This window comes from Chelativorans xinjiangensis (assembly GCF_009812055.1).
Classification (GTDB): Bacteria; Pseudomonadota; Alphaproteobacteria; order Rhizobiales; family Rhizobiaceae; genus Chelativorans; species Chelativorans xinjiangense.
Genome location: NZ_WQNH01000003.1, coordinates 189,721 through 216,669, shown reverse-complemented (window position 1 = coordinate 216,669; position 26,949 = coordinate 189,721). Strand labels below are relative to the sequence as shown.

Sequence of the window (26,949 nt, the reverse complement as noted above, 5' to 3'; positions counted from 1 at the left end):
GCGCGCGCCGCATTTTCACCGATCGTGGAGGCAGCGTGCGCTTGACGCGCTGCCGAATGAACGCAACAAAAGCAGTTATGCAGTGATCATCGCCAAGTAGGGAGTGAGCCATGCCGTCTTCCAACGCCATCGTCGTCGCCAGCGCGGCGCGCACGCCCGTGGGTGCGTTCAGCGGGTCCTTTGCCCAAACGCCCGCGCACGAGCTCGGCGCCGTGGTCATCCGCTCCCTCCTTGAGCGTGCGAAGGTGGAGGGAGGGGAAGTCGACGAGGTCATCCTCGGCCAGGTGCTGACGGCCGGTCAGGGCCAGAACCCGGCACGCCAGGCCGCAGTCGCCGCCGGCCTGCCCAAGGAGACGACGGCCTGGGGCATTAACCAGGTGTGCGGCTCCGGCCTCAGGGCGGTCGCCATCGGCATGCAGCAGATCGCCTGCGGCGACGCGAGCGTCATCGTCGCCGGTGGCCAGGAATCCATGTCGCTGTCGCCGCACTGCGCGCACCTGCGCGGCGGCGTGAAGATGGGCGACTACGCCATGGTCGACACCATGATACGCGACGGCCTGTGGGATGCCTTCAACGGCTACCACATGGGGATCACCGCTGAGAACGTCGCCCGCGCTTTCCAGATCACCCGTGAAGAGCAGGACGCCTTCGCGCTCGCCTCGCAGAACAAGGCCGAGGCCGCCCAGAAGGCGGGCCGCTTCAAGGACGAGATCGCGGCTGTCACCGTCAAGACGCGCAAGGGCGACATCGTCGTCGAGGACGACGAGTATATCCGTCACGGCGCCACACTCGAGAACATGCAGAAGCTGCGCCCCGCCTTCGACAAAGAAGGCACCGTGACCGCCGGCAACGCATCCGGCATCAACGATGGTGCGGCCGGCGTCGTCCTGATGAGCGAGGAGGAGGCCGCCCGCCGCGGCGTCGAGCCGCTGGCGCGCATCGCCTCCTGGGCGACCGCCGGCGTCGACCCGGCGGTGATGGGCACCGGCCCCATTCCGGCTTCCCGCCGGGCGCTGGAGAAGGCCGGCTGGCGCGTCGAGGATCTCGATCTGGTGGAGGCCAACGAGGCCTTCGCCGCGCAGGCCTGCGCGGTCAACAAGGACATGGGCTGGAATCCGGAGATCGTGAACGTGAACGGCGGCGCCATCGCCATCGGCCACCCCATCGGTGCCTCCGGCGCTCGCGTGCTCAACACGCTTCTCTATGAGATGCGCCGCCGCGGCGCGAAGAAGGGCCTCGCCACGCTGTGCATCGGAGGAGGCATGGGCGTGGCGCTGTGCGTGGAGCGGTGAGAGGGTGAATAGTGAATGGTGAATGGTGAATAGATTTGTGGTGGCGAATAGAAACTCGCGCGATTGAAGCGATTCTATTCACCATTCACTATTCACCATTTATCAGTGCCATATTGGGAGGAGACACATGTCCAGAACGGCACTCGTGACCGGTGGCACCCGCGGCATCGGTGCGGCCATTTCGGTGGGACTGAAGGAAGCGGGCTACAAGGTCGCTGCAAACTATGCCGGCAACGAGGAGGCGGCGAAGCGCTTTACCGAGGAGACGGGCATTCCCGCTTTTCGGTGGTCGGTGGCCGATTACGGGGCTTGCGCGGCCGGCATCGCCCAGGTGGAGGCTGAGTTGGGGCCCGTCGACGTGCTGGTGAACAACGCCGGCATCACCCGCGACGCCATGTTCCACAAGATGACGCCCGAGCAATGGCGCGAGGTCATCGACACCAATCTGTCCGGCGTCTTCAACATGACGCACCCGCTGTGGTCCGGCATGCGCGAGCGCCAGTTCGGCCGCGTCATCACCATCTCCTCCATCAACGGCCAGAAGGGCCAGATGGGCCAGGCGAACTATTCGGCCGCCAAGGCCGGCGATCTCGGCTTCACCAAGGCGCTGGCGCAGGAAGGCGCGCGCACCGGCATCACCGTCAACGCCATCTGCCCCGGCTACATCGCCACCGATATGGTGATGGCCGTGCCGGAGGCGGTGCGCGAGAAGATTATCGCCCAGATCCCCGTCGGCCGGCTGGGCGAGGCGGCGGAGATCGCCCGCTGCGTCGTCTTCCTCGCCTCCGACGAGGCCGGCTTCATCACCGGCTCAACGCTGACGGCCAATGGCGGGCAGTACATCGCCTGAATAGGCGCATGTGCCCCATAACGAGACGAAACTGTTAACAGCCCCGCGGGCCCACCTGTGGGAATCCTGTGGAGCGTCGGTCGACAAGCTATTGAAGACACAACATCTTGTGTGGAACGAAAGGGGAATATTCTCCGATAGCTGATTCGTCGCCGTTTCGTTCCGGGTTTGGCCGGAACGTTAACGGCGAGCCGTTCCGAGGGCACGAAGCCGTTAACGAAGGCTTTGGAAACATTAATGAAATCTGAAGCTTCGCTATAGTGGCACCGCGCCGGCATCGAACGGAAGGGCAAAAGTTAACGTGCGGCAGCGGAATCGTGCAGAGCGCCGGAACAGCGATTCACGATGTGGCTGTGAGCGACGCTTGGAGCCCCATATATTGTGGTGTACAAACAGAGAACATCGTCAGGTCGGTGATTCGTCGCCGATTCGTTCCAGACTCGTTCCAAAGATTAATCGGGAGCGTTTTTTGCCTTTCGCTCCCCGGGTCACTTCCTATATGTCTGCGGCGGTAGCGGGGGCTTTGCGCTTCCGCACCACGCATGCGAGATCAGGCTGCGGATGAACATTCAGCCAAAGTACAGCGAACCTGCCGTCCTCGACGGGCGCGGCGTGACGGCGGTTCTGGGACCCACCAACACCGGCAAGACGCATCTGGCCATCGAGCGGATGGTGGCGCACGAGTCCGGCCTCATCGGCCTGCCGCTGCGCCTCCTGGCGCGCGAGGTCTACGGCCGCGTGGCGAGCCGCGTCGGCGAGCGGAACGTGGCGCTGATCACCGGCGAGGAGAAGATCGTGCCTCCTGGCGCGCGCTACTCCGTGTGCACGGTTGAGGCGATGCCGCGCCAGACCGACGCCGCCTTCGTCGCCATCGACGAGGTGCAGCTTGCCGGCGACCTTGAGCGCGGCCACATCTTCACCGACCGCATCCTCCACCTGCGCGGCCGGCAGGAGACCCTGCTTCTGGGCGCGGCCACCATGCGCGGCATCCTGGAGAGGCTTTTGAGAGGCATCTCCGTCGTCACGCGCCCGCGCATGTCGGTGCTCACTTACGCGGGCTCGAAGAAGATCACGCGCCTGCCGCGCCGCTCTGCCGTCGTCGCCTTCTCGGCCGACGAGGTCTATGCCATCGGCGAGCTCATCCGCCGCCAGCGCGGCGGTGCGGCCATCGTTCTGGGTGCGCTTTCCCCGCGCACGCGCAATGCCCAGGTCGCGCTCTACCAGTCGGGCGACGTCGATTACCTCGTCGCCACCGACGCCATCGGCATGGGGCTCAACCTCGACGTCGACCACGTGGCCTTCGCCCAGAACCGCAAGTTCGACGGCTTCCAGAACCGCGACCTCTCGGCGGCAGAGCTCGCGCAGATCGCCGGCCGCGCCGGCCGCCACGTGCGCGACGGCACCTTCGGCGTCACCGGCAGGGTGGATCCCTTCGCGGACGCCCTGATCGAGCGCATCGAGACGCACCAGTTCGAGCCGGTGAAGATGCTGCAATGGCGCTCGGCCGACGTCGATCTCTCCAGCATCGACGCGCTGAAGACCTCGCTCGAGGCCGCGCCGCCGGCCGAGGGCCTGACGCGGGCGCTGCCGGCGGCGGATTTGCGCGTGCTCGATCACCTGTCGAAGGACGAGAATATCTGTGCGCTTGCCGCCAGGCGCAACGAGGTGGCGCTTCTGTGGGATGCCTGCGCGTTGCCCGATTACCGCAAGATCGCGCCTGCCCAGCATGCGGAGCTGGTCGGCGCCATCTTCACGGATCTCGCCCGCAGCGGCCATGTGGACGAGGACTATCTGGCCGACCAGGTGCGCCGCGCCTCTTCCACCGAGGGCGAAATCGACGCGCTGTCGGCACGAATCGCCCAGATTCGCACCTGGACCTTCGTTTCTCACCGTCCTGGCTGGTTGTCCGATCCGACACACTGGCAGGAAAAAACACGCGAGATCGAGGACAGGCTGTCGGATGCCCTGCATGAACGATTGACGAAACGTTTCGTTGACCGCAGGACTTCCGTGCTCATGAAGCGCTTGAGAGAGAATGCAATGCCCGAAGCAGAAATCAGCCCCGCCGGCGATGTCCTGGTCGAAGGCCACCACGTGGGCGAGATGCAGGGATTCCGCTTCACCGCCGATAAAAGCGCGGAGGGTGAGGACGCCCGCGCCGTCAAGACGGCGGCGCAGAAGGCGCTTGCTGCGGAGTTCGAGACCCGCGCCGAACGCTTCGCCGCGGCACCCAACGGCGACCTGGCGCTCGGCTCCGACGGAATCCTGCGCTGGCTCGGCGCGCCGGTGGCCACATTGGCGGCGGGCGACGACGCCCTGAGGCCGCGCGTGATACTGCTCGCCGACGAGCAGCTCACCGGGCCGGCACGCGACAAGGTGGCGGCGCGTGCCGAGCGCTTCGTCAATTTCCAGATCGAAAGCCAGCTAAAGCCGCTTCTCGACCTGAAGAATGCCGAGATGCTGAGCGGCATCGCACGTGGGCTTGCCTTCCAGCTGGCGGAGAATTTCGGCCTTTTGAACCGCCGCGACGTGGCCGAGGAGGTGCGTTCGCTCGATCAGGAGGCGCGGGCGGCGCTGAGAAGGCTCGGCGTGCGCTTCGGCGCCTACCACGTCTTCGTGCCCGCCCTCATCAAGCCGGGGCCGGCCGGGCTCTCGACGCTTCTTTGGGCGCTCAAGAACGATGCAAGGGACAAGTCCGGCTACGGAGACGTGGTGGGGGCGCTTGCTGCCGGCCGCACCTCCATCGTCACCGAGCCCGGCTTCGAGCGCGCCTTCTACCGCCTCGCCGGCTTCCGCAATCTCGGCCGCCGGGCAGTGCGTGTCGACATCCTGGAGCGGCTGGCCGACCTCATCCGCCCGGCGGTCAACTGGAGACCGGGGACCGGCAAGCGGCCCGACGGCGCCTATGACAGCGGCGCCTTCGTCGTCACTCCCGCCATGATGTCGATCCTGGGCGCGACCGCCGAGGACATGGAAGCCATCCTCAAGGGGCTCGGCTATCGCGGCGATGCGAAGCCGGCTGAAGAGGTGACGGCAAGGCTCGAAACGCTGGACCGGAGCGCCGAGGCCGAGATGGTGGCAAAGGAAGCGGCTGCGGCACCTGCCGAGGAAAAACGGGCGGAGGAGACACCGGCCGAGAGCGGGGAAGAGACTGCCGCGGAAGAACCGGCGGAGCGCGAGGGAGAGACCGCCGCGCTCGACCCTGCTGCTGAATCGCAGCGGACGACGGAGACGGCGCCCGTGGAGGCGCCATCGCCGGATGGCTCCGCTGTCGAGAACGAGGCCGTGGCCACGCAGCCGGAGCAGACCGTCGCGCCGGCCGGCGAGGCGGAAGGCCTTGCCAGCGGCGAGGGGCCTGCACAGCCCGTGGAGGTCGAAGCCGGCGAGGCATCCGCGGATGCAGACGCCGAGGAAGTGCCGAAGCCCGTCACCGTCTGGCGGCAGGCGCGCACCGAGCGGCGCCACCCGCCGCGCGGTCGCGACAAGCAGGACGGCGACCGTCAGGCGCGCGGCAAGGGCCGCCCGCGCCACGCCGACGAGGGCCAGCGCAAGGGGCCGCGCAAGGGTAAGGACGGCCAGCGAAAAGGCCCGCCCGACAACCGGCCGCCACGCGGCGACCGCCCGGCGAAGGTCGATCCCGATTCGCCCTTCGCCAAGCTCGCCGCCCTCAGGGACCAACTCACCAAGTAGGGACCGCGCCACCCGTGACCGCCGAAGGACGCCAGCGCATCGACAAGTGGCTGTTCTTCGCGCGTGTGGTCAAGTCGCGCTCGCTCGCCGCCAGGCTTGCCCAGGCGGGCCGCGTGCGCGTCAACCGCAACAAGATCGACCAGGCCTCGTACCTGGTGCGGCCGGGCGACGTGCTGACAATCACGCTCGACCGCCGCATCCTGATCTACCGCATCCTCGAGGCCGGTGAGCGGCGCGGGCCGGCAGCCGAAGCCCGCCTTCTCTACGAAGACCTCACGCCCCCCGCCCCGCCGGCGGCAGCCTCTGCGCTGCAGCCGCTGCGCGAACGCGGCGCCGGCCGCCCGACGAAGAAGGAAAGGCGAGAGCTTGATGATTGGAAGGGCGAGGGGTGAGCGATTGGGGGCGCGAGACGCCTGCCGTTTGGCGCCTTGCCTGTCTCCTCCCACGCGCCGGGGAAAGCTGTTCCCCCGCGACCTTCGGCAGGGGAATGGCGACCCTTGCCACGGCCCTGTAAAGGGTCTACCTCACGCGCCGACGCCATAGACGACCCGAGAGCCCGAAATGACCTACGTCGTGACCGACAACTGCATCAAGTGCAAGTATATGGATTGCATCGAGGTGTGCCCGGTCGATTGCTTCTACGAGGGCGAGAACATGCTCGTTATCCACCCGGACGAGTGCATCGACTGCGGTGTGTGCGAGCCCGAGTGTCCCGCCGAAGCGATCAAACCCGACACCGAGCCGGGGCTCGACAAATGGCTGCAGATCAATACCGAATATGCCGACAAATGGCCAAATATCACAGCCAAGAAAGAGCCGCCGGCAGACGCCGAGGAGTTCGACGGCGTCGAAGGCAAGTTCGAGAAATACTTCTCGCCCGAGCCCGGTGAAGGCGATTAGAAACGGGCCGCGCGGCCGCAATCAGCGCCGCGTCACCATGTCGCAAGCGAAAGACCGGCTGGGGATCGCCCACCGGCTGCGACTGTGCACATGCAGCAAATAGTTGATTCTTTCAGCTTTTTGTGTTACTTTTTTTCAACATGCCGGTGACAATACGTCTTTTGATGGCGCAGACGAAATAATCACTGAAAGGTGGGGTTTCACATCCGGGCCAAGGCTACTTGGCCATGGCGACGTGCGTGAGCAGCAGCAGGGTCGCCCGGAAACCATCTCCTCCAGCGCCTTTCAATTGCGAACCGGCCTTCAGCACGGGCGGGCGCGGGCGTACTCCGCCCTATCGAGAACAGGAGTGTTTAAGCGTATGGCAAACCAGCAGAAGAAGTCGGCACAACGGCAGGGGTTCAAGACGGGTGAATACATCGTCTACCCCGCGCACGGGGTCGGACAGATCGTGACGATCGAGGACCAGGAGGTGGCCGGGCACAAGCTGGAGCTGTTCGTGATCGATTTCCAGAAGGACAAGATGCGCCTCAAGGTGCCGGTCGCCAAGGCGACCTCGATCGGCATGCGCAAGCTTTCGGAGACGGATTACGTGGACCGTGCACTCAAGGTCGTGCAGGGCCGTGCCCGCGTCAAGCGCACCATGTGGTCGCGCCGGGCGCAGGAGTATGACGCCAAGATCAACTCCGGCGACTTGATCTCCATCTCCGAGGTGGTGCGCGACCTCTACCGCGCCGAAAACCAGCCGGAGCAGTCCTATTCCGAGCGTCAGCTCTACGAGGCCGCGCTCGACCGCATGGCGCGCGAGATCGCCGCCGTCAACCGGGTCTCGGAGACCGAAGCCGTTCGCCTGATCGAGGTGAACCTCGCCAAGGGTCCGCGCCGTGGCGCCAAGGCCGACAACGAGGAGACGGAGAAGGAAGAGGCTGCGTAAGCTTCTTTCTTTCACGGCATCGCCGATTTGAATACCAGGCCCGGCCGCTTTGCGGTTGGGCCTTTTTAATTTTCCGGCTACTTTTTTAGCAGACGGAGGGCGGCCCTTCGCTTTGACCATTTTGTCTATCGGGACCGTTCAGGCATGGATCCTCGGGCTTGACCCGAGGATCCATGCCTGAACATCGACGCGCCACCAGCGGTCAAACATAAAGGCCGACGCCGGGCTCCGCATAAGCCTTTCAAACTGCATATCCCGTCTCGGGAAGGCAGTTCACTTCATAATCACTGTTTCGTGCCGTTGGAACTTTTGCCTTCCACTTGGGTTATTCTACACGAGCTTAACTGGGTGCGGGCCGGGTGCGGGAATGGGCTGTTGCAGCCGGCCATCATCGGAGACCGCAGGAGCGCTTAGGAAGATGCAGCAGAGCGCTGGGCGAAGGCTTGTTAAGGCAGCCATGAAGGCGCCCTACCTGGCGCGCGAGGAAGAGCACGCGCTTGCCGTCCGATGGAAGGAATGCCAGGACCAGAAGGCGCTTCACCGGATGACCATAGCGCATATGCGGCTCGTCATCTCAATGGCAAGCCGTTTCCGCAATTTCGGCCTGTCGATGAGCGACCTCATCCAGGAAGGGCATGTCGGCCTGCTCGAGGCGGCCGCGCGCTTCGACCCGTCGCGTGAGGTGCGCTTCTCGACCTATGCTACCTGGTGGATCCGAGCCTCCATGCAGGACTACATCCTGCGCAACTGGTCCATCGTACGCGGTGGCACGAGTTCCGCCCAGAAGGCGCTGTTCTTCAATCTTCGGCGGCTGAGAGCCAAGCTTCAGAAAGCCGGCGGCGCTACGCCACCCGAGGAGATCTACCGCGAGGTGGCGCTGGCGCTGCGGGTTTCGGAGGACGACGTGGCGCTGATGGACGCGCGACTGGCCGGCTCCGACACCTCGCTCAATGCGCCGCTGAAAAGCGATAACGATCTTGCCTCCGAGCGCATCGAGTTCCTGATCTGCAACGACCCCTCGCCCGACGAACTGGCGCGCGAGACGATCGACGGCGAGCGCCGTGCGCAATGGCTCAACCAGGCGCTGGAGACCCTCAACGGGCGCGAACTGACGATCCTGCGCGAAAGGCGGCTTTCGGAGGAGGGCGCCACGCTGGAGGCACTGGGCGCCACGCTCGGCATCTCCAAGGAGCGCGTGCGCCAGATCGAATCGCGCGCCTTGGAAAAGCTGCGCACCGCATTGGTGAAACGGCACCCCGAGATCGCCGCGCAGGTCGGTTGAGACGCGTAGATACAAAGACTTAGAGCGTCCTTGTGTAGCGCCCGAACGGACGCAGGGTGCTCTATCCACCTATCGATCCGTGACGATCTTCACCTTGTCGCCGACCGACAGGGCCGAACCGGGGCCGAGCCCGTTAAGCATGCGGAATAGCTCCAACTTGCGGTCAACGCCCCTCATCCGGTTGGCGAAGGTGGCCACGGTGTCGCCGGCTCCCACCGTCTCCACGCGCACCCTGAGCGGCTTGAGCGCGGCGATCTCCGCCTTGTCCAGCACGCGGAAGCTGTCGGCGATGGTGCGCGCCACGGCGTCCAGCCGGTCGCTGTCCAGCGGCGCGACGGTCAGCAGGCGGTAGACCTGCTCGCCGACGCGGATCACCGTCACGTCGAACTGCCATTCGTCCGTATAGGCGCGGGCAGTGGCGGCCTCGCGACCATTGATGCTGGTCTCGCGTATGGAACTCGGGTCCAGCCCGCTCAGCCAGTCGCCCTGCAGGTAGTCCTTCAGCGTGGTGCCGCGAGAGACCGTAGTGCCGTCGAAGCGGAAGGCGAGGTCGTCCGGGCCCTTGGCCGTCACCTCACCGGTGGAATTGTCGATCATGAATCCTTCGGGCACCGAAAGGGCAACGCCGAGGGTGGGGTGCAGGAAGTCACGCCCGCGTACGTAGCCCTCGTCCGGCTTGTCGCCGTACACCATGCCGTCGATGCCCTGGAGATAGGCCTCACGGTCGCGGGCACCGGTGCCCGGCGCGCCGAACTGCCGTGCATGCTCCTGCGCCAGCTCGATGCGGCGCGGCGTGTTCGGGTGGCTAGCCAGGAAATCGAGCGAGGATTCGCCGGTGCCGCTGACGTCACGGAAACTCTGATAGGCGTCCATGGAGCGAAGGAAGCGCGACGCCGCATAGGGGTCGTAGCCGGCGCGGCCGATCGAGCGGATGCCGATCCTGTCGGCCTCCAGCTCCTGGTTGCGGGAGAACTGGGCGAGCAGCAGCTTGCCGCGCAGGGCGGCGGCCCGGGCATTGACGTCGGAGCTCACCACCTCGTCGACCACGCGATTCGTAAGATTCGCCTCGGCTTCCCTTTTTTGGCGCTCCAGCCCGTGGTTGGCCGTCACATGCGCCATCTCGTGCGCCAGAACGGCGGCCACCTCGGCCGAATCGTTGGCCAGTGCCAGGAGCCCGCGCGACACGTAAAGATAGCCGCCGGGAAGCGCGAAGGCATTGATATTGGGTGAGTCCAGAATGGCGATGCGGTAGGCCTGCGAGGGGTTGTCCGGATCCAGCGTCAGCTTGCCCACCACCCGCGCAAGCGTGCGCTCCAGCTTGGGGTCGGAATACTCGCCGCCATAGGTCTGCAGGATCTTCGGGTGCTGGCGGCGGGCGATGTTGGCCAGCCGGTCGCCGCGTGTGACCGTGTCGACGGTCACCGGATTGGAGGAGGGAACGAAGCCCGCCTCGGTGAACTCCATCGCCTGGCACCCGCCCAGCCCCGCCGTCAGGAGTCCGGCAAAAAGCACCCGGCGCAGGGAGGTGCCCCGCGTGCGGCCCGTCGCCGTTCTCGTGACCTTCCGGTGAAGCAGCGCGATATCCTTTCGACAGCTCGTTCGGCGGTGTGCCGCCTCCTTGCGGACCTAGCCACAGTCTTCCGTCGAAGACAAGAATCAGCACGTAGGGGGCTTCGCCTGTGACGGTAAATAATGGCAAATTCGGGCTGGGCAATGGCCTCCGCCTATTCCGGCGCCTTCCGCGCGCCCAGATAGCGGTCAAAGGCCGCCGATCCTCTTCTGCCCGAAAGGAAATCCGTCGTCGCCCCCACACCGGCGATGGCGCCGTTTTCCAGGAAGATCAGCGTCTTCGACAGGCGCTCGGCGTCGCGCGGGTCGTGGGTGGCCATGAGGATCGTCATTGCCTGCCCGCGGTGAAGCGCGGCGATCAGGTCCAGCATCTCGTCGCGTAGGGCCGGGCCCAGCGAGGCGAAGGGCTCGTCGAGCAAAAGCACCGGCCGCTCGCGCACCAGCACCCGCGCCAGCGCCACGCGCTGCCGCTCACCGCCGGAAAGCGCGTGCGGCAGCCGTTCTTCCTTGCCGGCAAGCCCGGTGCGGGCGAGGGCGTCCGTGATCGCCATCTGGTCGGCCTTGGAAAGGCGCAAGCCCGCCGAGCGGCCGAGCCCGACATTCTGCGCCACGGTGAGGTGGGCGAAGAGGTTGTTTTCCTGGAACACCATCGAGACCGGGCGCCGGTGCGGCGGCAGGTGGGTCACGTCCTCGCCGCCGATCAGCACCCGGCCGGTATCGGGCGCCTCGAACCCGGCGATCAGGTTCAAAAGCGTCGACTTGCCGGAGCCGCTCGGCCCCATCAGCGCCACGATGTCCGAGGCGCCGATCTTGAGGTCGAAGCGCATCGCCGCCCCGCCGGGATAGGCGAAGCGCAGGCCTTCCAGCCGGATGGCGGCGCCGCCGGGATCGTCATGCCGCGTCATCCCCTTCCCTTACCCCAGCGCGTGGCGGCGAACATCAGCCCAAGGCACAATAGCCCCAGGAAAAGCGCGATGCCGGCGGCATCCGCGGTGCGGTAGCTGCCCATGCGCTGCAACAGCAGATAAGGCAGCGTCTGCACCCGGTCGCTGCCGAACAGCGCGATGACGCCGAGGTCGCCGAGCGACAGCGCCATGGCGAAGGCGAAAGCGGTCGCGGCCGGCTTCCTCAGCGCCGGCCAGTCGACGAGGCGAAGCCGGTTCCAGCCGGAAATGCCAAGCGCGGCGCACAGTTTCTCATGCCGTGCGCTCGCTGCGTCGTAGGCGGGCCGCACGGCGCGCATGGCAAAGGGCATCGCCATGACGGCGTTCACCGTCACCACCATCACCGGCGCGAAGGCGAAGACGTCGCCGAAATGCCGCAGCAGGATGAACCAGCCGGCGCCGATGACGATCGGCGGCACGATCAGCACCATCGCCGCGCCGGTGTCGCTCATGCGTTCGAGAAGGCCCGGCACTGGGGCCGCGCGGGCAAGCTCCAGCGCGCGGCGCGCCATTACCAGCGATAGGGACAGAAGCAGGCACAGAAGGGCGGCGAGGGCGGAAAGCACGAGGCTCGTCGCCGTCGCCGAAAATACGGCGTTCTCGCCGGCAAGGCGGCCAAGGTCGGCCTGCAGCCCGGCAATCACCGTCGCCGCCATCGGCCCCGCCACGAAGCCGAGCGCCAGGAGGATGACGGCGGCGTTGAGGCCCCTTTCCCCACGTCCGGGAAACAGCGCCCGGCGCGGCGCCACCGGCAGGCTCGCATCGCCCGTCATGGCGGCGCCCAGGCGGGCGAGCGCCAGCACGATCGCCCCCGTCAGCGCCACCTGCACCAGCGTCAGCGCAATGGCCCGCGCGGGGTCGAAATCGAAGCGCAGCGCCTGGTAGATCGCCACCTCGAGCGTCGTCGCCCGCGGTCCGCCGCCCAGCGTCAGAACGATGGTGAAGGAGGTGGCGCACAGCATGAAGACGAGCCCCGCCACGCCGGGAAGGGCGGCGCGCAGGGCCGGCCACTCTATGAAGCGGAAGGAGGAAAAGGCTCCCATGCCGAGTTGCGCGGAAAGCCGCCACTGGTCCGCCGGCACGTTTTCAAGCGCGGCCAGGAAGAGGCGCGCGGCAAGCGGTAGATTGAAGAAGACGTGGGCGACCAGAATGCCGGAAAGACCGTAGATGCCCGGCCAGCGCTCTTCCGACAGGACGGAGAACAGCGGCGCGAAATAGCCGGCCCGCCCATAGAGCGCCAGCACGCCGAGGGCGGCGACGATGGCCGGCAGCGCCAGGGGCACGGCGAAAAGCTGCAGGATGAGGCCGCGCCCGAAGAAGCGCGGATGGCGGGCCAGCGCCCGCGCCACCAGGGTCGCCGGGGCAACCGAAAGCAGCGTCGAGAGTGCCGCCTGCCACAGCGTGAAGCGTGCCACCCGCAAAAGATAGGGATCGAACGCCGAAAGCGCGCTCCGCCAAGCCGTCAGCGCTTCCTGCCCGAGCCCGAAAAAGGCCCCACTGATGAGAAGGCCGATCGCCGCCAGCGCCAGCACGCCGGCGGTGATGCGGCCTTGTCCCTGTCGCCGTGCCGTCACCGGCTCATCACGGACAGCCACTCGTCGACCCAGGCCTTGCGGTTCTCCGCCACCTCCTGCGGGGAGAAGAGCAGCGTCTCGGCCGGCTCCACCAGTTCATCGAAGACCGGGTTCAACGGCTTGGAGGTCTCTCCCGCCGGGAACATCCAGTTGGTCTCGGGAATGGCGTCCTGGAAGCGGGGGCCGGTCATGAAGGCGAGGAACTCTTCGGCAAGCGGATTGTCCGCCCCCTTCACCGTCTTCGCCGCCACCTCCACTTGCAGATAGTGCCCTTCCCCGAAGGCCGCGGCCGCGTAGCGCTGGGTCCCCTCGGCGATCCGGTGATAGGCGGGCGAGGTGGTGTAGGACAGCACCATCGGCACTTCGCCGCCGGTGAACAGCCCATAGGATTCGCTCCAACCCGGCGTCACCGTCAGCACCTTGTCCTTCAGCTTCGCCCAGGCCTCGGCCGCCTCGTCTCCATAGACCGCCTTCACCCACAAGAGCAGGCCGAGCCCCGGCGTGGAGGTGCGCGGGTCCTGGATGGCAATCTTCAGGTCGCTGTCCGCCTCCACCAGCGCCTTCAGGCTCTGCGGCGGGCTGTCGAGGGCTTGCGTGTCATAGACGAAGGCGAAATAGCCGTAGTCGTAGGGCACGAAGACGTCGTCGGAAAAGCCGCCCGGCACCTCGACCCTGGAAAGATCGATGCCGTGCGGTGCGAACAGCTCCGTCTCCTTCGCCTCATGGGTAAGGTTGGTGTCGAGGCCGAGCACGATATCGGCTTGCGTGTCCTCGCCCTCGAGCCGCACCCGGTTGAGCAGCGCCACCCCGTCGGCCACCGAAACGAACGCGAGGTCGCAGCCGCATTCCGCCTCGAACGCCTTTTCCACCACCGGGCCGGGGCCCCAGTCGGCGGTGAAGCTTTCATAGGTGTAGACGGTGAGCTTTTCCTGGGCTTGCGCGCCGCCAGCGGCAACCAGGCCCAATGCGCATATCGAGCTTGCAACAATCCAGCGCATCAGCGCCTCCTCTCTTTCGTTCCAGGGGAATGAGGCGCCTTGATCGCAGCGTCTAATCCCTCCGCCGGTGCAAACCGGATCAGGTTCAGCGGGTTGGCACATGCCTCTCAGCCGGTCGGCAGCCGGCACCCCGTTAGAGCGAACGGGAAGATAGAGCGGGGTGGTGTGGAGCGCAAGTGGACACGCCGCTTCCGCTTCCCCCGCCCGCCGTGCTAATGCCCGCGTCCATGAGCCGATTTGCCATCCTGCTTGGCGGCGAGCTTCGCCGCACGCCCGAACTCGACGCCCAGATTGCCGGGGCTCGCGTCATCGCCGCCGATTCCGGCATGCGCCATGCCGAGACGCTTCGTATCACCCCGGAACTGTGGACGGGGGATTTCGATTCGGTGTCCGACGGGCTGAGTGAGGCGTTCGCGCACGTGCCGCGCGAGGTCCACCCTAGAGATAAGGACAAGACGGACGGCGACATCGCCATCGAGGCGGCGCTTGGCCTCGGCGCCACGTCGCTGGTGCTCGTCGGCGCCTTCGGCGGGGCACGCCCCGACCACGGCTACCTGCACCTTACCCAGGCCGTGCGGCTTGCCGAGGCCGGCGTGCCGACACTGCTCACCAGCGGCGCGCAGGAAGGGCAGCCGCTCACCACCGGCCGCCGTCACAGCTTCGACTATGCCGAGGGAACGCTGTTCAGCATTCTCGCGTTCACCGCGCTTTCGGGCCTCACCGTCGAGGGGGCGAAGTGGCCGCTCGACGCCGTGGAGGTTCCCTTCGGCTCCTCGCTGACTCTCTCAAACGAGGTGCGCGGCCAGCTTGCCGTCACGCTGCGCCAGGGCCGGGCGCTGATCATCGTGCATCTCCACAGGCCGGAAAAGGGCTGACATGGCGCCGCCGCTTCTGAAGCTCGACGATATCCACCTCACCTTCGGCGGCACGCCGCTGCTTGCCGGCGCCTCGCTGATGGTGGGGCCGGGCGAGCGCATCGCACTCGTCGGGCGCAACGGTTCGGGCAAGTCCACCCTCTTGAAGATCGCGGCAGGCCTCGTGGAGGCGCAATCGGGCGAGGTGTTCCGGCAGCCGACGGCCACCATGCGCTATCTGCCGCAGGCGCCGGACTGGCAGGGCTTTGCCACCGTTCGCGCTTATGTCGAGGCGGGGCTGGGGCCGGCCGACGATATAAACCGCGTGGCGCTGGTGCTGGGCAAGCTGGGGCTGACGGGCGAGGAGGAGCCGGCTTCGCTCTCCGGCGGCGAGGCGCGGCGGGCCGCACTCGCCAAGGTTCTCGCACCGCAGCCGGACCTGTTGCTTCTCGATGAGCCGACGAACCACCTCGACCTCGCCACCATCGAATGGCTGGAGGAAGAGCTTTCCCGCTCCTCCTCGGCGCTGGTGATGATCTCCCACGACCGCCGCTTCCTGGAGCGCGTCAGCCGCGCCACGGTGTGGCTCGATCGTGGCACGACGCGGCGACTCGACAAGGGCTTTGCCCATTTCGAGGATTGGCGCGACAAGCTCCTGGAGGAGGAAGAGCGCGACCAGCAGAAGCTCGGCCGGCAGATCGCCCGCGAGGAGCACTGGTTGCGCTACGGGGTGACGGCCCGGCGCAAGCGCAACGTGCGCCGGCTCTCCGAGCTTCAGGACCTGCGCGCCCGCCACCGCTCCCATCGCGGGCCGGAGGGCATCGCCGTCATGACGGCGAGCGATGCTGCAGAATCAGGCAAGCTCGTCATCGAGGCCAGGGGGATCGAGAAGCGCTTCGGCGACCTCACGGTGGTGCGCGACTTCTCCACCCGCATCCTGCGCGGCGACCGGGTCGGTCTCGTCGGCCCCAACGGGGCGGGCAAGACGACCTTGCTCAAGATGCTGATCGGCGTCACCGCGCCCGATGCCGGCACGCTGCGCCTCGGCGCCAACCTGGAAGTCGCTACCCTCGACCAGAACCGCGCCGCCCTCGATCCGAACGAGACGCTGGCCCGCTTCCTCACCGACGGCCGCGGCGACAGCGTGGTGGTCAACGGGCAGGAGCGGCACGTCGTCTCCTATATGCAGGACCTCCTCTTCAAGCCCGAGCAGATGCGCACGCCCGTGCGCGAGCTTTCCGGCGGCGAAAAGGCGCGGCTGGTGCTGGCGCGGCTTCTCTCCCGCCCCGCCAACCTGCTGGTCCTCGACGAGCCCACCAACGACCTCGACATGGAGACGCTCGACCTCCTGCAGGAACTGGTGGAAGGCTTCCCCGGCACTGTCATCCTGGTCAGCCACGACCGCGACTTCCTCGACCGCACGGTAACCACAACCGTTGCGCCGGAGGGCGATGGGCGGTGGACGGAGTATGCGGGCGGATACTCCGACATGATGGCGCAGCGCAAGGGCGTCGGGCTGGCAGGCCGTAAGGCGCGTGTGCCCGAGCAGGCGGACAAACCGGCCGCGCCGCGCCGGGAGCCGAAGCCGGGGACGAGAAAACTCTCCTACAAGCAGAAATTCGTCCTGGAGACCCTGCCTTCGAAGATCGAAGCGCTCGGGGCGGAGATCGGCGGGCTGGAGGAAAAGCTCGCCGACCCCACGCTCTATGCCCGCAACGCGGCCGCCTTTTCACAGCTCACGAAGGAGCTTGATGAAAAGCGAGGCGAGCGTGGGCGGCTGGAGGAGGAGTGGCTGGAGCTTGAAATGCTGCGCGAGGAGATGGAGGGCGGATAAAGACGGGCTGCCTGCCGAAGTTGCCTGTGCTATCCTTCGAGCTTCCAGCCGCAGTGTGTCTCATGCCCACCGCCGTCGCCAGATCGACCATCTCACTGTGTATCGCGCTTTCGCTCTTCCTCGCGGCAAGTGTCCGCGCACAAGAACCGGATCGGCTCTACAGTGCCATGACCATCATCACCGGCACGCTGGCAGCGGAAAAACAGCGCGGCTTTGCCGCCTGCCTGGAAGAGGTCCTGGTGAAAGTCTCCGGCGACACGAGCCTTGCCGGCTCACCCGAGGCGGCGGAACTGGGGAAGCGGGCGGCGGAGTTCGTCGAGACCTATTCGCTGCGCGACCGCATGGCGGGCATTCCGGTGCACGACGAGCAGGGGACGCGTGAGCGGCCGCACGTCCTTGAGGTGGACTTTTCGCCGGCAAAGATCGATGAGGCGCTCGATACGCTGGGCCGCGCGCCATGGACGGAGCGACCGGTCATCACGCTTCTCATCGGTATCGACAACGGCGCGCGGCGGTTCGTGCTGGCGCGCGATTCCACCCTCGGCATCGGCCAGCGGGAGGCGCTTTCGGAGATTGCAGGGCGCCTCGGGCTGAAGGCGAAGCTGCCGGGCGAGGCGATGCTTGCGGCGGTGCCGATCGACCACGCATCATTGGGCGCGACGAGGATCGACGGGCTGGAGACCGTGCGCGAAGCGCTCGGCGGCGAGGTCGTTTTGAGCGGGATGCTGGTGTGGGACGAGACGGCTTTTCGCTGGACATCGACCTGGCAGCTCGTTTCGGAGAACGGGGCGGAAGCGTGGGAGGCCACCGGCGTTTCCTTCGATGCCGTCTTCCGCGAGGCCCTGGCCGGGGCGATGCGGATCCTGTCGAGCGAGAGCCAGAGATAGCAAGGCATTCTTCACCCGATGCTAACCCCAAGGGGCGACAGTGCCTGCCTGACGGCAGGACCATCGCCCCTGAGGTTTAGCATCGGGTGAAGAATGAGCGAAGAATTTCTCGTTTCCGCAAAGCCCGACCTGCAAAGGGCGCGCGCTGCGTGGCTGACCGCGCTCAGCCAAGAGCGGCGGCTGGCGCGGCTGACAGTGGAAGCCTATGAGCGGGACACGCGGCAGCTTCTGCAGTTTCTCACCGGCCATTGCGGCGGTGCGCCGGGGATCGCCGAGATCGCCGACCTGCGGCCGGCGGACCTGCGCGCTTTCCTGGCCTCGCGGCGCAACGGCGGCGCCGGGGCGCGCACGCTCGGCCGGGGGCTTGCCGGCATCCGCTCGCTGCTGCGCTATCTGGAGCGTCGCGGGCTGGTGAATGCGGCGGGCGCCGGGGCGCTGCGCGCGCCACGGGCGCCGAAGGGCCTGCCGAAGCCGCTGACGGCGGCCGATGCGCGGCGCGTCGCCTCGGGCGAGGGGCAGCTTGCGGAGGAGCCGTGGGTCGCCGCGCGCAATGCCGCCGTGCTTGCGCTGCTCTACGGCGCGGGCCTGCGCATCGGCGAAGCGCTTGCCCTTAGGGGCGGAGACGTCGCGACGGCCGGAGACAGCACGCTGCGCGTGACGGGCAAGGGTGGTAAGACCCGGGTGGTGCCGGTGCTGCCGGTGGTCTTCCAGGCCGTTGCCGAATACCGCCGGCTCTGCCCTTATCATCTCAGCGCCGAGGCGCCGCTTTTCCGCGGCGTACGGGGCGGAGCCCTGCAGCCGGCCATCGTCCAGCGCGAGATGAAGAAGATGCGCTCCGCGCTCAACCTGCCGGAGACGGCAACGCCGCATGCGCTCCGCCACTCTTTCGCCACCCATCTGCTTGGCCGCGGCGGCGACCTGCGCGCCATCCAGGAGCTTTTGGGCCACGCCAGCCTGTCGACGACGCAGGTTTACACGGCAGTCGATACCTCGCGGCTCCTGGAGATCTACGACAATGCGCATCCGCGTGCGTGAAGAGCGCAATTTGCATGGCCGGCTTAACGGTTTTTGCCGCTTTCATGCGGTAACAACGAACCCATGAAACGAACCCGTGCCCTCGCCGACCGCGTTGCCGCCCTTTCGCTGAGCCTCGTGGCGGCGGTCAATCTCCTGTTCGTACTGTTCTTCGCAGCGGTGCTGGTTCTTGTCAGCGGGCGTGCCCGCGCCGAGGAGGTGGCCTGCGAGGGCACCAATCTCGTCGAAGCGCTTTCCGAGCGCGATCCGGCGCTTTTGCGGCGGATGCGGGAGGAGGCCGCGGCCACGCCCAATGGCGAGGGGCTGTTGTGGCGTGTCGAGGGGAGGGGCGGCGCGCCCTCCTTCCTGTTCGGCACAATGCACATGACGGACCCGCGGGTGGTGGCGATGCCGGCCGCGGCACAAGCCGCCTTCGCCGCAGCGGATACCGTCGCCATCGAGACCACGGACGTGCTCGACCAGAAGGTGTTGATGGCGGCTCTGGCGGAAACGCCGGAGCTGATGATGTTCCCGCCCGGAGAGGCGCTGACCGACCATCTGACGCTCGAAGAGCAGGAGCGGCTTCGCACCGCTCTTCAAACCTACGGCGTGCCGCTCCAGAGCGTCGTCAAGCTGAAGCCGTGGATGCTTCTCTCGCTCGTCGCGCAGCCGGCCTGCGAGGTGGAGCGGCAGGAGGCGGGCGCGGTGGTGCTCGATGACAAGCTTGCAAGGGACGCGAGGGCGGCGGGCAAGCGGCTTGTCGGCCTCGAAACGGCGAGAGAGCAGTTTTCGGCCATAGCCTCGCTGCCGATGGAGATGCATATCGAGGGGCTTATCAGCACGATCGACCTGGGCGAGAACGTGGACGACGTCACCGAAACCATGATCGGGCTCTATCTCGACGGTGATATCGGCATGGTCCTGCCGGCGATCACGAGCCTGCTGCCGCAAGGCGCACAGTTCGCGGCCGGCTCCGCGGCCTTCGAGGAGAAACTGATCAAGGCCCGCAACAGGGTCATGGCCGAGCGGGCCATTCCCCTGCTCGAGGAGGGCGGAGCCTTCATCGCCGTCGGCGCGCTGCATCTGCCGGGCGAGACGGGGCTTGTCGCGCTGCTGCGCGAGGAAGGCTACACGGTCAGCCGCGCCGACTAACGCATCGGCTCGAAAATCGGAATCGATTTTCGAGAAGCACGATGCGTAGATTCAATCACCTACAGCGTCCTTTGTGCGTCCTAAAGGACGCACGGCGCTGTAAGGTCGGCGCGCTTCCAGTCAGGAATGGATCGGCTTGGCGAAGGTGGCGAGCGCGGCCTCCTTGACCGCTTCCGACATGGTCGGGTGGGCGTGGCAGGTGCGGGCGAGATCCTCGGACGAGCCGCCGAACTCCATCAGCACCGCCGCCTCGTGGATCATCTCGCCGGCGCCGAAACCGACGATATGCGCGCCGAGCACGCGGTCGGTCTTCTTGTCGGCGAGGATCTTCACGAAACCGTCCGTGTGCAGCATGGAGCGGGCGCGGCCGTTGGCGCTGAAGGGGAATTTGCCGGCGTTGTATTCCACGCCGGCTTTCTTCAGCTCCTCCTCCGTCTTGCCGACGGAGGCGATCTCGGGGCTCGTATAGACGACGCCGGGGATGACGTCGTAGTTCACGTGGCCGGCCTGGCCGGCGATGATCTCGGCAACGGCGACGCCCTCGTCCTCGGCCTTGTGGGCGAGCATCGGACCGGCGATCACGTCGCCAATGGCGTAGATGCCCTTCACGTTGGTTCCCAGGTGCCCATCGGTCTTCACGCGGCCGCGCTCGTCCACCTCCACGCCCGCTTCCTTCAGCCCCAGCCCGTCGGTGAAGGGCCTGCGGCCGGTGGCCACCAGAACGACGGCGGCCTCGACGGTCTGGGAGGCATCGCCGTTGGTCGGCTCGAAGGTCACCTTGGCGCCTTTGCCCGCCTTGGAGACGTCCGTCACCTTGGCGCCCAGGTGGAAGGTGAAGCCCTGCTTGGACAGCATGCGCTGGAACTGCTTGGCCACCTCGCCGTCCATGCCGGCAAGGAGGGTGTCGAGATATTCGACGACCGTCACCTTGGCGCCCAGCCGCGCCCACACCGAGCCCAACTCCAGCCCGATGACGCCGCCGCCGACCACCACCATGGTCTCCGGCACCTTGGTCAGCTCCAGCGCGCCGGTGGAGGAGACGATCACCTTCTCGTCGAACTTGACGTCGACGCCGGGGATGCCGGCGACGTCCGAGCCGGTGGCGATGACGATGTTCTTCGTCTCGACCGTCTCTTCCTTGCCGTCCTCGCCGGCGACCACCACCTTGCCGGCGGCGGCGATCCTGCCGGTGCCGCGGAAGACGTCGATCTTGTTCTTCTTCATCAGGAAGTCGAGGCCCTTGACGTTCTGCTCGACCGTCTTGTCCTTGTGGGCCAGCATCTTTTTCAGGTCGAATTTCGGCTTTCCGACGTCGATGCCGAGGTCGGCAAAGGAATGCCCGGCCTCGGCGAACATCTCGGTGGCATGCAGCAGCGCCTTCGACGGGATGCAGCCGACATTGACGCAGGTGCCGCCATGGTTCGGCCGCTTCTCCACCACTGCCGTCTTCAGGCCGAGTTGGGCTGCCTTGATGGCGCAGACATAGCCTCCGGGGCCGGTTCCGATCACGACGACGTCGTAGGTGGTGGGCATCGTTCTCTCCGTTTGGGGTGGAAGGCGGCGTGTTGGTTCGGTGAGGATTATCGGTCAGCGAAGGCGAGGCGCAGGCCAAAGCCGGCAAAGGCGGCGGCCGTCGCGCGCCGCATCCACTTCATCACCGTCTCGCTTCTCAAGACCTTCTCGCCGACGAGGGCGGCGAAGCCGCCATAGACGAGGAAGACGGCAAAGGTCATGGCCATGAAGACGGCGCCGAGGATGAGCATCTGGCTGACCGAGCCGGCGGCGGGATCGATGAACTGCGGCAGGAAGGCGAGGAAGAAGAGGGAAAGCTTCGGGTTGAGGATGTTGATCAGGAAGCCGGTCCTGACGACCGCCATCGCGGCCAGCGGCCGGCGTTCGCCGGCATTGATCCTGAGCGGGCCTGCTTCCTTCAGGGTCTGCCAGGCGAGATAGAGAAGATAGGCGACGCCGGCGAGCTTGATCGCCTGGAACAACAGCGCACTCGTGTGGAGAAGGGCGGCAAGGCCGACAACGGAAGCAAAGAGGGCCGGCAGGATGCCGAGCGTGCAGCCGAAGGCAGCGGCGAAACTCGCCCTGCGACCGGCCGCAAGGCCCGTAGCGACGGTGTAGACGACGCCGGTGCCGGGGATGAGGATGACGATCAGGGAGGTGACGAGGAACTCGATGCTCATCGGCGGGACTCCGGGAAGGTGGGGCGGGACGGTCGGCTATCCGGAAAGGTCAGCGCCCCTTCGCGCCCCCCTCTGCTCTGCCGGGCATCTCCCCCACGAGGGGGGAGATCAGCTGTCATCGATGGCTTCGCCAATCTTCGGCGTGGCAGGAGAAACGCAGAAGCACGTGGCGGGAGAAACGCCGAAGCACGCGGCAGGCGCAATCTCCCCCCTCGTGGGGGAGGTGCCCGGCAGGGCAGAGGGGGGCGTGACAGAGAATCGTCGTCTCCGGACATGAGCAAGTCCCCCTGACCCTTCCTTATCCTAAAGATCGAGCACCAGCCGCTCCGGATCCTCCAGCACCTCCTTGACGCGCACGAGGAAGGTCACCGCTTCCTTGCCGTCGACGATGCGGTGATCGTAGGAGAGCGCCAGGTACATCATCGGGCGGATCTTAATCTCGCCGCCGACGACCATCGGCCGTTCCTGGATCTTGTGCATGCCGAGGATGCCCGACTGCGGGGCGTTCAGTATTGGTGTCGACATCAGTGAGCCGTAGACGCCGCCATTGGAGATGGTGAAGGTGCCGCCCTGCATCTCGGCCATCGACAATTTGCCGTCGCGGGCGGCCGCGCCCAGCCGGCCAATCTCCTTCTCTGCCTCGGCGATCCCCATGCGGTCGGCATCGCGCACGACGGGAACGACAAGGCCGCGCTCTGTGCCGACGGCGACGCCGATGTGGCAGAAGTTCTTGTAGACGATGTCGGTGCCGTCGATCTCGGCGTTCACTGCCGGGATCTCATGCAGCGCGTGGCACACCGCCTTCGTGAAGAAGCCCATGAAGCCCAGCTTCACGCCGTGCTTCTTCTCGAACAGGTCCTTGTACTTCTTGCGCAGGTCCATCACCGCCGTCATGTCCACCTCGTTGAAGGTGGTGAGCATGGCAGCCGTCTGCTGCGCCTCCTTGAGCCTGCGGGCGATTGTCTGGCGCAGGCGCGTCATCTTCACGCGCTCCTCGCGCTCCTTGTCTTCGGCCGGCGCGGGCGCGCGGGCGACCTTCGGCGCCTCGGCGGGCTCGCTGGGCGCGGCGCGGCCGCGCTGCTCCATCGCCGCCAGCACGTCTCCCTTGAGCACCTGGCCGTCCTTGCCGGTGCCGGTCATCTCGGAGGCCTTCAGCCCCTGCTCCTTCAACAGTTTGGCGGCGGAGGGTGCGGGCGGGCGGGCCGTTTCCTCGGCGCCGGTCTCTTTTTCGGCGGGCGCTGCCGCTGCCTCGCCGCTTTCCCTCTTCACGGCGGTGGTGTCTGCCACGCCCTCCTCGATGCGGGCGAGAAGGGCGCCGACCTGAACCTCATCGCCCGTCTTCACCATGAGTTCGCGCAGCACGCCGGTGACGGGCGCCATGATCTCCTGAGCGGCCTTGTCGGTCTCCAGCTCCAAGATGGCCTCGTCGGCCTTCACCACGTCGCCGACCTTCTTGTAGATCTCGCCGACCTCGGCCTCGGTGACGGATTCGCCGGCCGAAGGCACATTGACCTCGACGAGCTTGCCGCCCGCGCCGGCCGGTCCCTCGACTTTCTCCGCCTTCACCTGTCCCTCTGCCTTTTCCTTCTTCGCGGGCTTTTCCGCCGGCTTCTCGGCGCCGGCCGCCTTGCCGTCGGCGATGGCACCCAGAAGCGCACCGACTTCCACCGTTTCGCCTTCCTTGACGGCGACCTCCTCGAGCGTGCCGGCGGCGGGGGCGGGGACCTCGACGGTCACCTTGTCGGTCTCCAATTCGACGATCGGCTCATCGATCTTGATGGCGTCGCCGACATTCTTGAACCAGCGGCCGATGGTCGCCTCGGTGACGGATTCGCCCAGTGTGGGAACGCGGATTTCGGTGGCCATGGATCTGTTTCCGTTGGTTCTGTTCGATCGGTTGCTAGATCGTGATACCTCTTCGTGGATTCGGTATCACGATCTATCTCATTGTTTCAGCATGATCTTATCCGAAACTATCCACTTTCGGGATCATGCTCTAGCTGCCCAACGCGTCTTCCAGGAAGGCCGCGAGCTGCTCCATATGTTTCGACATGAGCCCCGTCGCCGGCGAGGCGGCGGCGGGACGGCCGGTGTAGCGCACGCGCTGGTGTTTGGCCTCGATGTGCTGCAGCACCCATTCCAGATAGGGGTCGATGAAGGACCAGGCGCCCATGTTCTTGGGCTCCTCCTGGCACCAGACCATCTCCGCATTGCGGAAACGCGACAATTCGGTGATCAGCGCCTTTGCCGGGAAGGGGTAGAGCTGCTCGACACGCAACAGGTAGATGTCGTTGATGCCGCGCTTCTCGCGCTCCTCGTAGAGGTCGTAGTAGACCTTGCCGGAGCACATGACGACGCGGCGGATCTTCGAATCCTTGACGAGCTTGATCTCCTTGTCGAGATACTGCGCATCGTCCCACAGGAGCCGATGGAAGGAGCTCTCGCCGGACATTTCCGGCAGGGTGGAGACCGCCCGCTTGTGGCGCAGGAGCGATTTCGGCGTCATCAGGATGAGCGGCTTGCGGAAGTCGCGCTTCAACTGCCGGCGCAGGATGTGGAAGTAGTTTGCCGGCGTGGTGACGTTCGCCACCTGCATATTGTCCTCGGCGCACATCTGCAGGAAGCGCTCCAGGCGTGCGGAAGAGTGCTCCGGCCCCTGGCCCTCATAGCCGTGCGGAAGCAGGCAGACCAGGCCCGACATCCTGAGCCACTTGCGCTCGCCGGACGAGATGAACTGGTCGATGACCACCTGGGCGCCGTTGGCGAAGTCGCCGAACTGGGCTTCCCAGAGCGTCAGCGCGCGCGGCTCGGCCAGCGAATAGCCGTATTCGAAGCCAAGCACGGCCTCCTCGGAGAGCATCGAGTTGATGACCTCGTAGTAGGACTGCTGGGGCCCCAGGTTGTTGAGCGGGATGAAGCGGTTCTCGTCGCGCTGATCGTAGAGCACGGAGTGGCGCTGGGAAAAGGTGCCGCGCTCGGAATCCTGGCCGGACAGGCGCACCGGATTGCCCTCCAGAAGGATGGAGCCGAAGGCGAGCGCTTCGGCCGTCGCCCAGTCTATGCCTTCGCCCGACTCCATCATCTTCTTGCGGTTGTCGAGGAAGCGCTGGGCGGTGCGGTGGACCTCGAAATCCTCGGGCACCTCGGTCAGCTTCTTGCCGATTTCCTTCAGGGTCTTCACCGGAACGGCAGTCTTGCCGCGGCGCTGCTCGTCCTCGTTGTCGGCTTTTCTCAAGCCGGACCAGGCACCGTCCAGCCAGTCGGCCTTGTTGGGCTTGTAGGACTGGCCGGCCTCGAACTCGGCCTCCAACTGGGAGCGCCAGTCCGCCTTCATCTGCTCGATCTCGTCGTCGGTGACGAGGCCCTCGTCCAAGAGCTTCTTGGAATAGATCGCGCCGGTCGTCGGGTGCTTGCGGATCTCGCGGTACATGATCGGCTGCGTGAACGCCGGCTCGTCGGCCTCGTTGTGGCCGTAGCGGCGGTAGCAGAACATGTCGATGACGACAGGCTTGTGGAACTGCATGCGGAACTCGGTCGCCACCTTTGCCGCATAGACGACCGCCTCCGGGTCGTCGCCGTTCACGTGGAAGATCGGCGCCTCGATCATCTTCGCCACGTCCGAGGGGTAGGGCGAGGAGCGCGAGAAGCGCGGATTGGTGGTGAAGCCGATCTGGTTGTTGATGATGAAATGCACGGTGCCCGCCACGCGATGGCCGCGCAGGCCGGAAAGCCCGAAGCACTCGGCCACCACGCCCTGCCCGGCGAAGGCGGCGTCGCCGTGCAGGAGCAGCGGCATGACGCGGGCGCGCTCGGGCAGCGGTACGACCTCCTCGCGCGTGCGGCCATAGACCTGGTCCTGCTTGGCGCGCGCCTTGCCCATGACGACCGGGTTGACGATCTCCAGATGCGAGGGGTTGGCCGTCAGCGACAGGTGCACCGTGTTGCCGTCGAACTCGCGGTCGGAGGAGGCGCCGAGGTGGTATTTCACATCGCCGGAGCCCTCCACGTCGTCGGGCGCGGCGGAGCCGCCCTTGAACTCGTGGAAGATGGCGCGGTGCGGCTTGGCCAGGACTTGGCTAAGCACGTTGAGGCGGCCGCGATGGGCCATGCCTAGCACGATCTCCTTCAGGCCCAATTGGCCGCCGCGCTTGATGATCTGCTCGAGCGCCGGGATCAGCGCTTCGCCGCCATCGAGGCCGAAGCGCTTGGTGCCCTTGTATTTCACGTCGATGAATTGCTCGAAGCCTTCCGCCTCGATCAGCTTCTGCAGGATGGCCTTCTTGCCGTTGGCGGTGAAGTCCACCCCTTTGTCCGGCCCCTCGATGCGTTCCTGGATCCAGGCCTTCTCCTCGGGGTTGGAGATGTGCATGAACTCGACGCCCAGCGTCGAGCAATAGGTGCGCTTGAGGATCGCCAGCATGTCGCGGATGGTGGCGGTCTCGAGCCCAAGAACGTTGTCGATGAAGATCGGCCGGTCGAAATCGGCCTCGGTGAAGCCGTAGGCCTCGGGCGAGAGCTCGTTGTAATCCTCCAGCGGCTTGGCGATGCCCAGGGGGTCGAGATCGGCGTGCAGATGCCCGCGCATGCGGTAGGCGCGGATCATCATGATGGCGCGGACGGAATCCCGCGTGGCGCGCTGCACCTCGGCTTCCGTCATCGCGGCGCCTATCTTGGCCGCCTTTTCCCTTATCTTGTTGTCGAAATGGCTCTCCAGCGGCCCCCAGTCGCCGTCGAGGGCCGAGACCAGCTCGCCATTGGCGGTGATCGGCCAGCCCTTCTTCTTCCACGAGGCGCCGGCGGCGGCCTTCTTCACGTCCACCGCACTGTCCTTGAGCTGGCTGAAATAGGCCCGCCAGTCCTCGTTGACCGAAGCCGGATCGGCCTCGTAGTCGGCGTAGAGTTCCTCGATATAGGCGGCGTTGCCGCCGTAGAGGAAGGATGTGAGGGAGAATTCGTCGTTGGCCTGATCTTGCCGCGCCATCG

At 66.3% G+C, this 26,949-nt stretch carries 20 protein-coding genes and 1 riboswitch; of the genes, 12 read left to right on the top strand and 8 right to left on the bottom strand.

Annotated features, from left to right (window positions below; all coding sequences use genetic code 11):
- Positions 1 to 110: 110 nt before the first annotated feature.
- The 7 genes from GM910_RS04110 to GM910_RS04080 all read left to right on the top strand — a co-directional run bounded on the left by GM910_RS04110 (position 111) and on the right by GM910_RS04080 (position 8,948).
- Positions 111 to 1,292, top strand: coding sequence for an acetyl-CoA C-acetyltransferase (locus GM910_RS04110; RefSeq protein ID WP_159586244.1), 1,182 nt, complete (start codon positions 111 to 113; stop codon positions 1,290 to 1,292).
- Positions 1,293 to 1,419: 127 nt separating this feature from the next.
- Positions 1,420 to 2,142, top strand: a complete 723-nt coding sequence (gene phbB, locus GM910_RS04105) for an acetoacetyl-CoA reductase (protein WP_159586243.1) — start codon at positions 1,420 to 1,422, stop codon at positions 2,140 to 2,142.
- A gap of 561 nt (positions 2,143 to 2,703) precedes the next feature.
- Positions 2,704 to 5,832 carry a helicase-related protein gene (locus tag GM910_RS04100; protein ID WP_159586242.1) on the top strand — a complete coding sequence of 1,043 codons (3,129 nt, stop codon included), beginning with the start codon at positions 2,704 to 2,706 and terminating at the stop codon, positions 5,830 to 5,832.
- 14 nt (positions 5,833 to 5,846) lie between these two features.
- Positions 5,847 to 6,224, top strand: a complete 378-nt coding sequence (locus GM910_RS04095; protein ID WP_159586241.1) for an RNA-binding S4 domain-containing protein — start codon at positions 5,847 to 5,849, stop codon at positions 6,222 to 6,224.
- A 169-nt stretch (positions 6,225 to 6,393) separates the two neighbouring features.
- Positions 6,394 to 6,732 carry a ferredoxin FdxA gene (gene fdxA / locus GM910_RS04090; RefSeq protein WP_159586240.1) on the top strand — a complete coding sequence of 113 codons (339 nt, stop codon included), beginning with the start codon at positions 6,394 to 6,396 and terminating at the stop codon, positions 6,730 to 6,732.
- 361 nt (positions 6,733 to 7,093) lie between these two features.
- Entirely contained in the window at positions 7,094 to 7,666 is a 573-nt protein-coding gene (locus GM910_RS04085) for a CarD family transcriptional regulator (protein ID WP_159586239.1), read from the top strand.
- A gap of 418 nt (positions 7,667 to 8,084) precedes the next feature.
- On the top strand, positions 8,085 to 8,948 hold the full coding sequence (locus GM910_RS04080) for an RNA polymerase factor sigma-32 (RefSeq protein ID WP_159586238.1): 864 nt from the start codon (positions 8,085 to 8,087) through the stop codon (positions 8,946 to 8,948).
- A gap of 69 nt (positions 8,949 to 9,017) precedes the next feature.
- Here GM910_RS04080 and GM910_RS04075 read toward each other — a convergent pair whose 3' ends face one another.
- From GM910_RS04075 to thiB, 4 genes are all read right to left on the bottom strand, one after another.
- The gene (locus GM910_RS04075) at positions 9,018 to 10,412 is read right to left on the bottom strand and encodes a M48 family metalloprotease (RefSeq protein ID WP_159586237.1); all 1,395 of its coding nucleotides are present in this window, start codon (positions 10,410 to 10,412) and stop codon (positions 9,018 to 9,020) included.
- A gap of 260 nt (positions 10,413 to 10,672) precedes the next feature.
- Positions 10,673 to 11,422, bottom strand: a complete 750-nt coding sequence (gene thiQ / locus GM910_RS04070) for a thiamine ABC transporter ATP-binding protein (protein WP_159586236.1) — start codon at positions 11,420 to 11,422, stop codon at positions 10,673 to 10,675.
- Positions 11,419 to 13,056 (bottom strand): thiamine/thiamine pyrophosphate ABC transporter permease, encoded by a 1,638-nt coding sequence (gene thiP, locus GM910_RS04065; RefSeq protein ID WP_159586235.1) that lies wholly within the window; start codon positions 13,054 to 13,056, stop codon positions 11,419 to 11,421. The genes thiQ and thiP overlap by 4 nt, the downstream gene beginning before the upstream one ends.
- Positions 13,032 to 14,033: a thiamine ABC transporter substrate binding subunit gene (thiB, locus tag GM910_RS04060; RefSeq protein WP_159586234.1), complete on the bottom strand. Its 1,002-nt coding sequence runs from the start codon at positions 14,031 to 14,033 to the stop codon at positions 13,032 to 13,034. Before thiB ends, thiP begins: the two co-directional genes overlap by 25 nt.
- Positions 14,034 to 14,072: 39 nt before the next feature.
- A riboswitch (TPP riboswitch) is annotated at positions 14,073 to 14,176 on the bottom strand.
- Positions 14,177 to 14,260: 84 nt separating this feature from the next.
- Here thiB and GM910_RS04055 point away from each other — a divergent pair.
- From GM910_RS04055 to GM910_RS04035, 5 genes are all read left to right on the top strand, one after another.
- The gene (locus tag GM910_RS04055) at positions 14,261 to 14,908 is read left to right on the top strand and encodes a thiamine diphosphokinase (RefSeq protein ID WP_159586233.1); all 648 of its coding nucleotides are present in this window, start codon (positions 14,261 to 14,263) and stop codon (positions 14,906 to 14,908) included.
- Between the two features lies 1 nt (position 14,909).
- The gene (locus GM910_RS04050) at positions 14,910 to 16,721 is read left to right on the top strand and encodes an ABC-F family ATP-binding cassette domain-containing protein (RefSeq protein WP_159586232.1); all 1,812 of its coding nucleotides are present in this window, start codon (positions 14,910 to 14,912) and stop codon (positions 16,719 to 16,721) included.
- A gap of 62 nt (positions 16,722 to 16,783) precedes the next feature.
- Complete coding sequence (locus GM910_RS04045) at positions 16,784 to 17,608, top strand: DUF2066 domain-containing protein (protein WP_159586231.1); 825 nt, start codon at positions 16,784 to 16,786, stop codon at positions 17,606 to 17,608.
- A 93-nt stretch (positions 17,609 to 17,701) separates the two neighbouring features.
- Positions 17,702 to 18,643, top strand: a complete 942-nt coding sequence (locus GM910_RS04040) for a tyrosine recombinase XerC (RefSeq protein ID WP_159586230.1) — start codon at positions 17,702 to 17,704, stop codon at positions 18,641 to 18,643.
- A 63-nt stretch (positions 18,644 to 18,706) separates the two neighbouring features.
- Positions 18,707 to 19,774: a TraB/GumN family protein gene (locus GM910_RS04035; protein WP_159586229.1), complete on the top strand. Its 1,068-nt coding sequence runs from the start codon at positions 18,707 to 18,709 to the stop codon at positions 19,772 to 19,774.
- A gap of 120 nt (positions 19,775 to 19,894) precedes the next feature.
- Here GM910_RS04035 and lpdA read toward each other — a convergent pair whose 3' ends face one another.
- From lpdA to GM910_RS04015, 4 genes are all read right to left on the bottom strand, one after another.
- Positions 19,895 to 21,307 carry a dihydrolipoyl dehydrogenase gene (gene lpdA, locus GM910_RS04030; protein ID WP_159586228.1) on the bottom strand — a complete coding sequence of 471 codons (1,413 nt, stop codon included), beginning with the start codon at positions 21,305 to 21,307 and terminating at the stop codon, positions 19,895 to 19,897.
- Positions 21,308 to 21,354: 47 nt separating this feature from the next.
- Positions 21,355 to 21,966: a LysE family translocator gene (locus tag GM910_RS04025; protein WP_159586227.1), complete on the bottom strand. Its 612-nt coding sequence runs from the start codon at positions 21,964 to 21,966 to the stop codon at positions 21,355 to 21,357.
- 303 nt (positions 21,967 to 22,269) lie between these two features.
- A complete protein-coding gene (gene odhB, locus GM910_RS04020) occupies positions 22,270 to 23,832 on the bottom strand; it encodes a 2-oxoglutarate dehydrogenase complex dihydrolipoyllysine-residue succinyltransferase (protein ID WP_159586226.1) in 1,563 nt (520 codons plus the stop codon).
- Between the two features lie 130 nt (positions 23,833 to 23,962).
- Entirely contained in the window at positions 23,963 to 26,947 is a 2,985-nt protein-coding gene (locus GM910_RS04015) for a 2-oxoglutarate dehydrogenase E1 component (RefSeq protein WP_159586225.1), read from the bottom strand.
- Positions 26,948 to 26,949 lie beyond the last annotated feature (2 nt).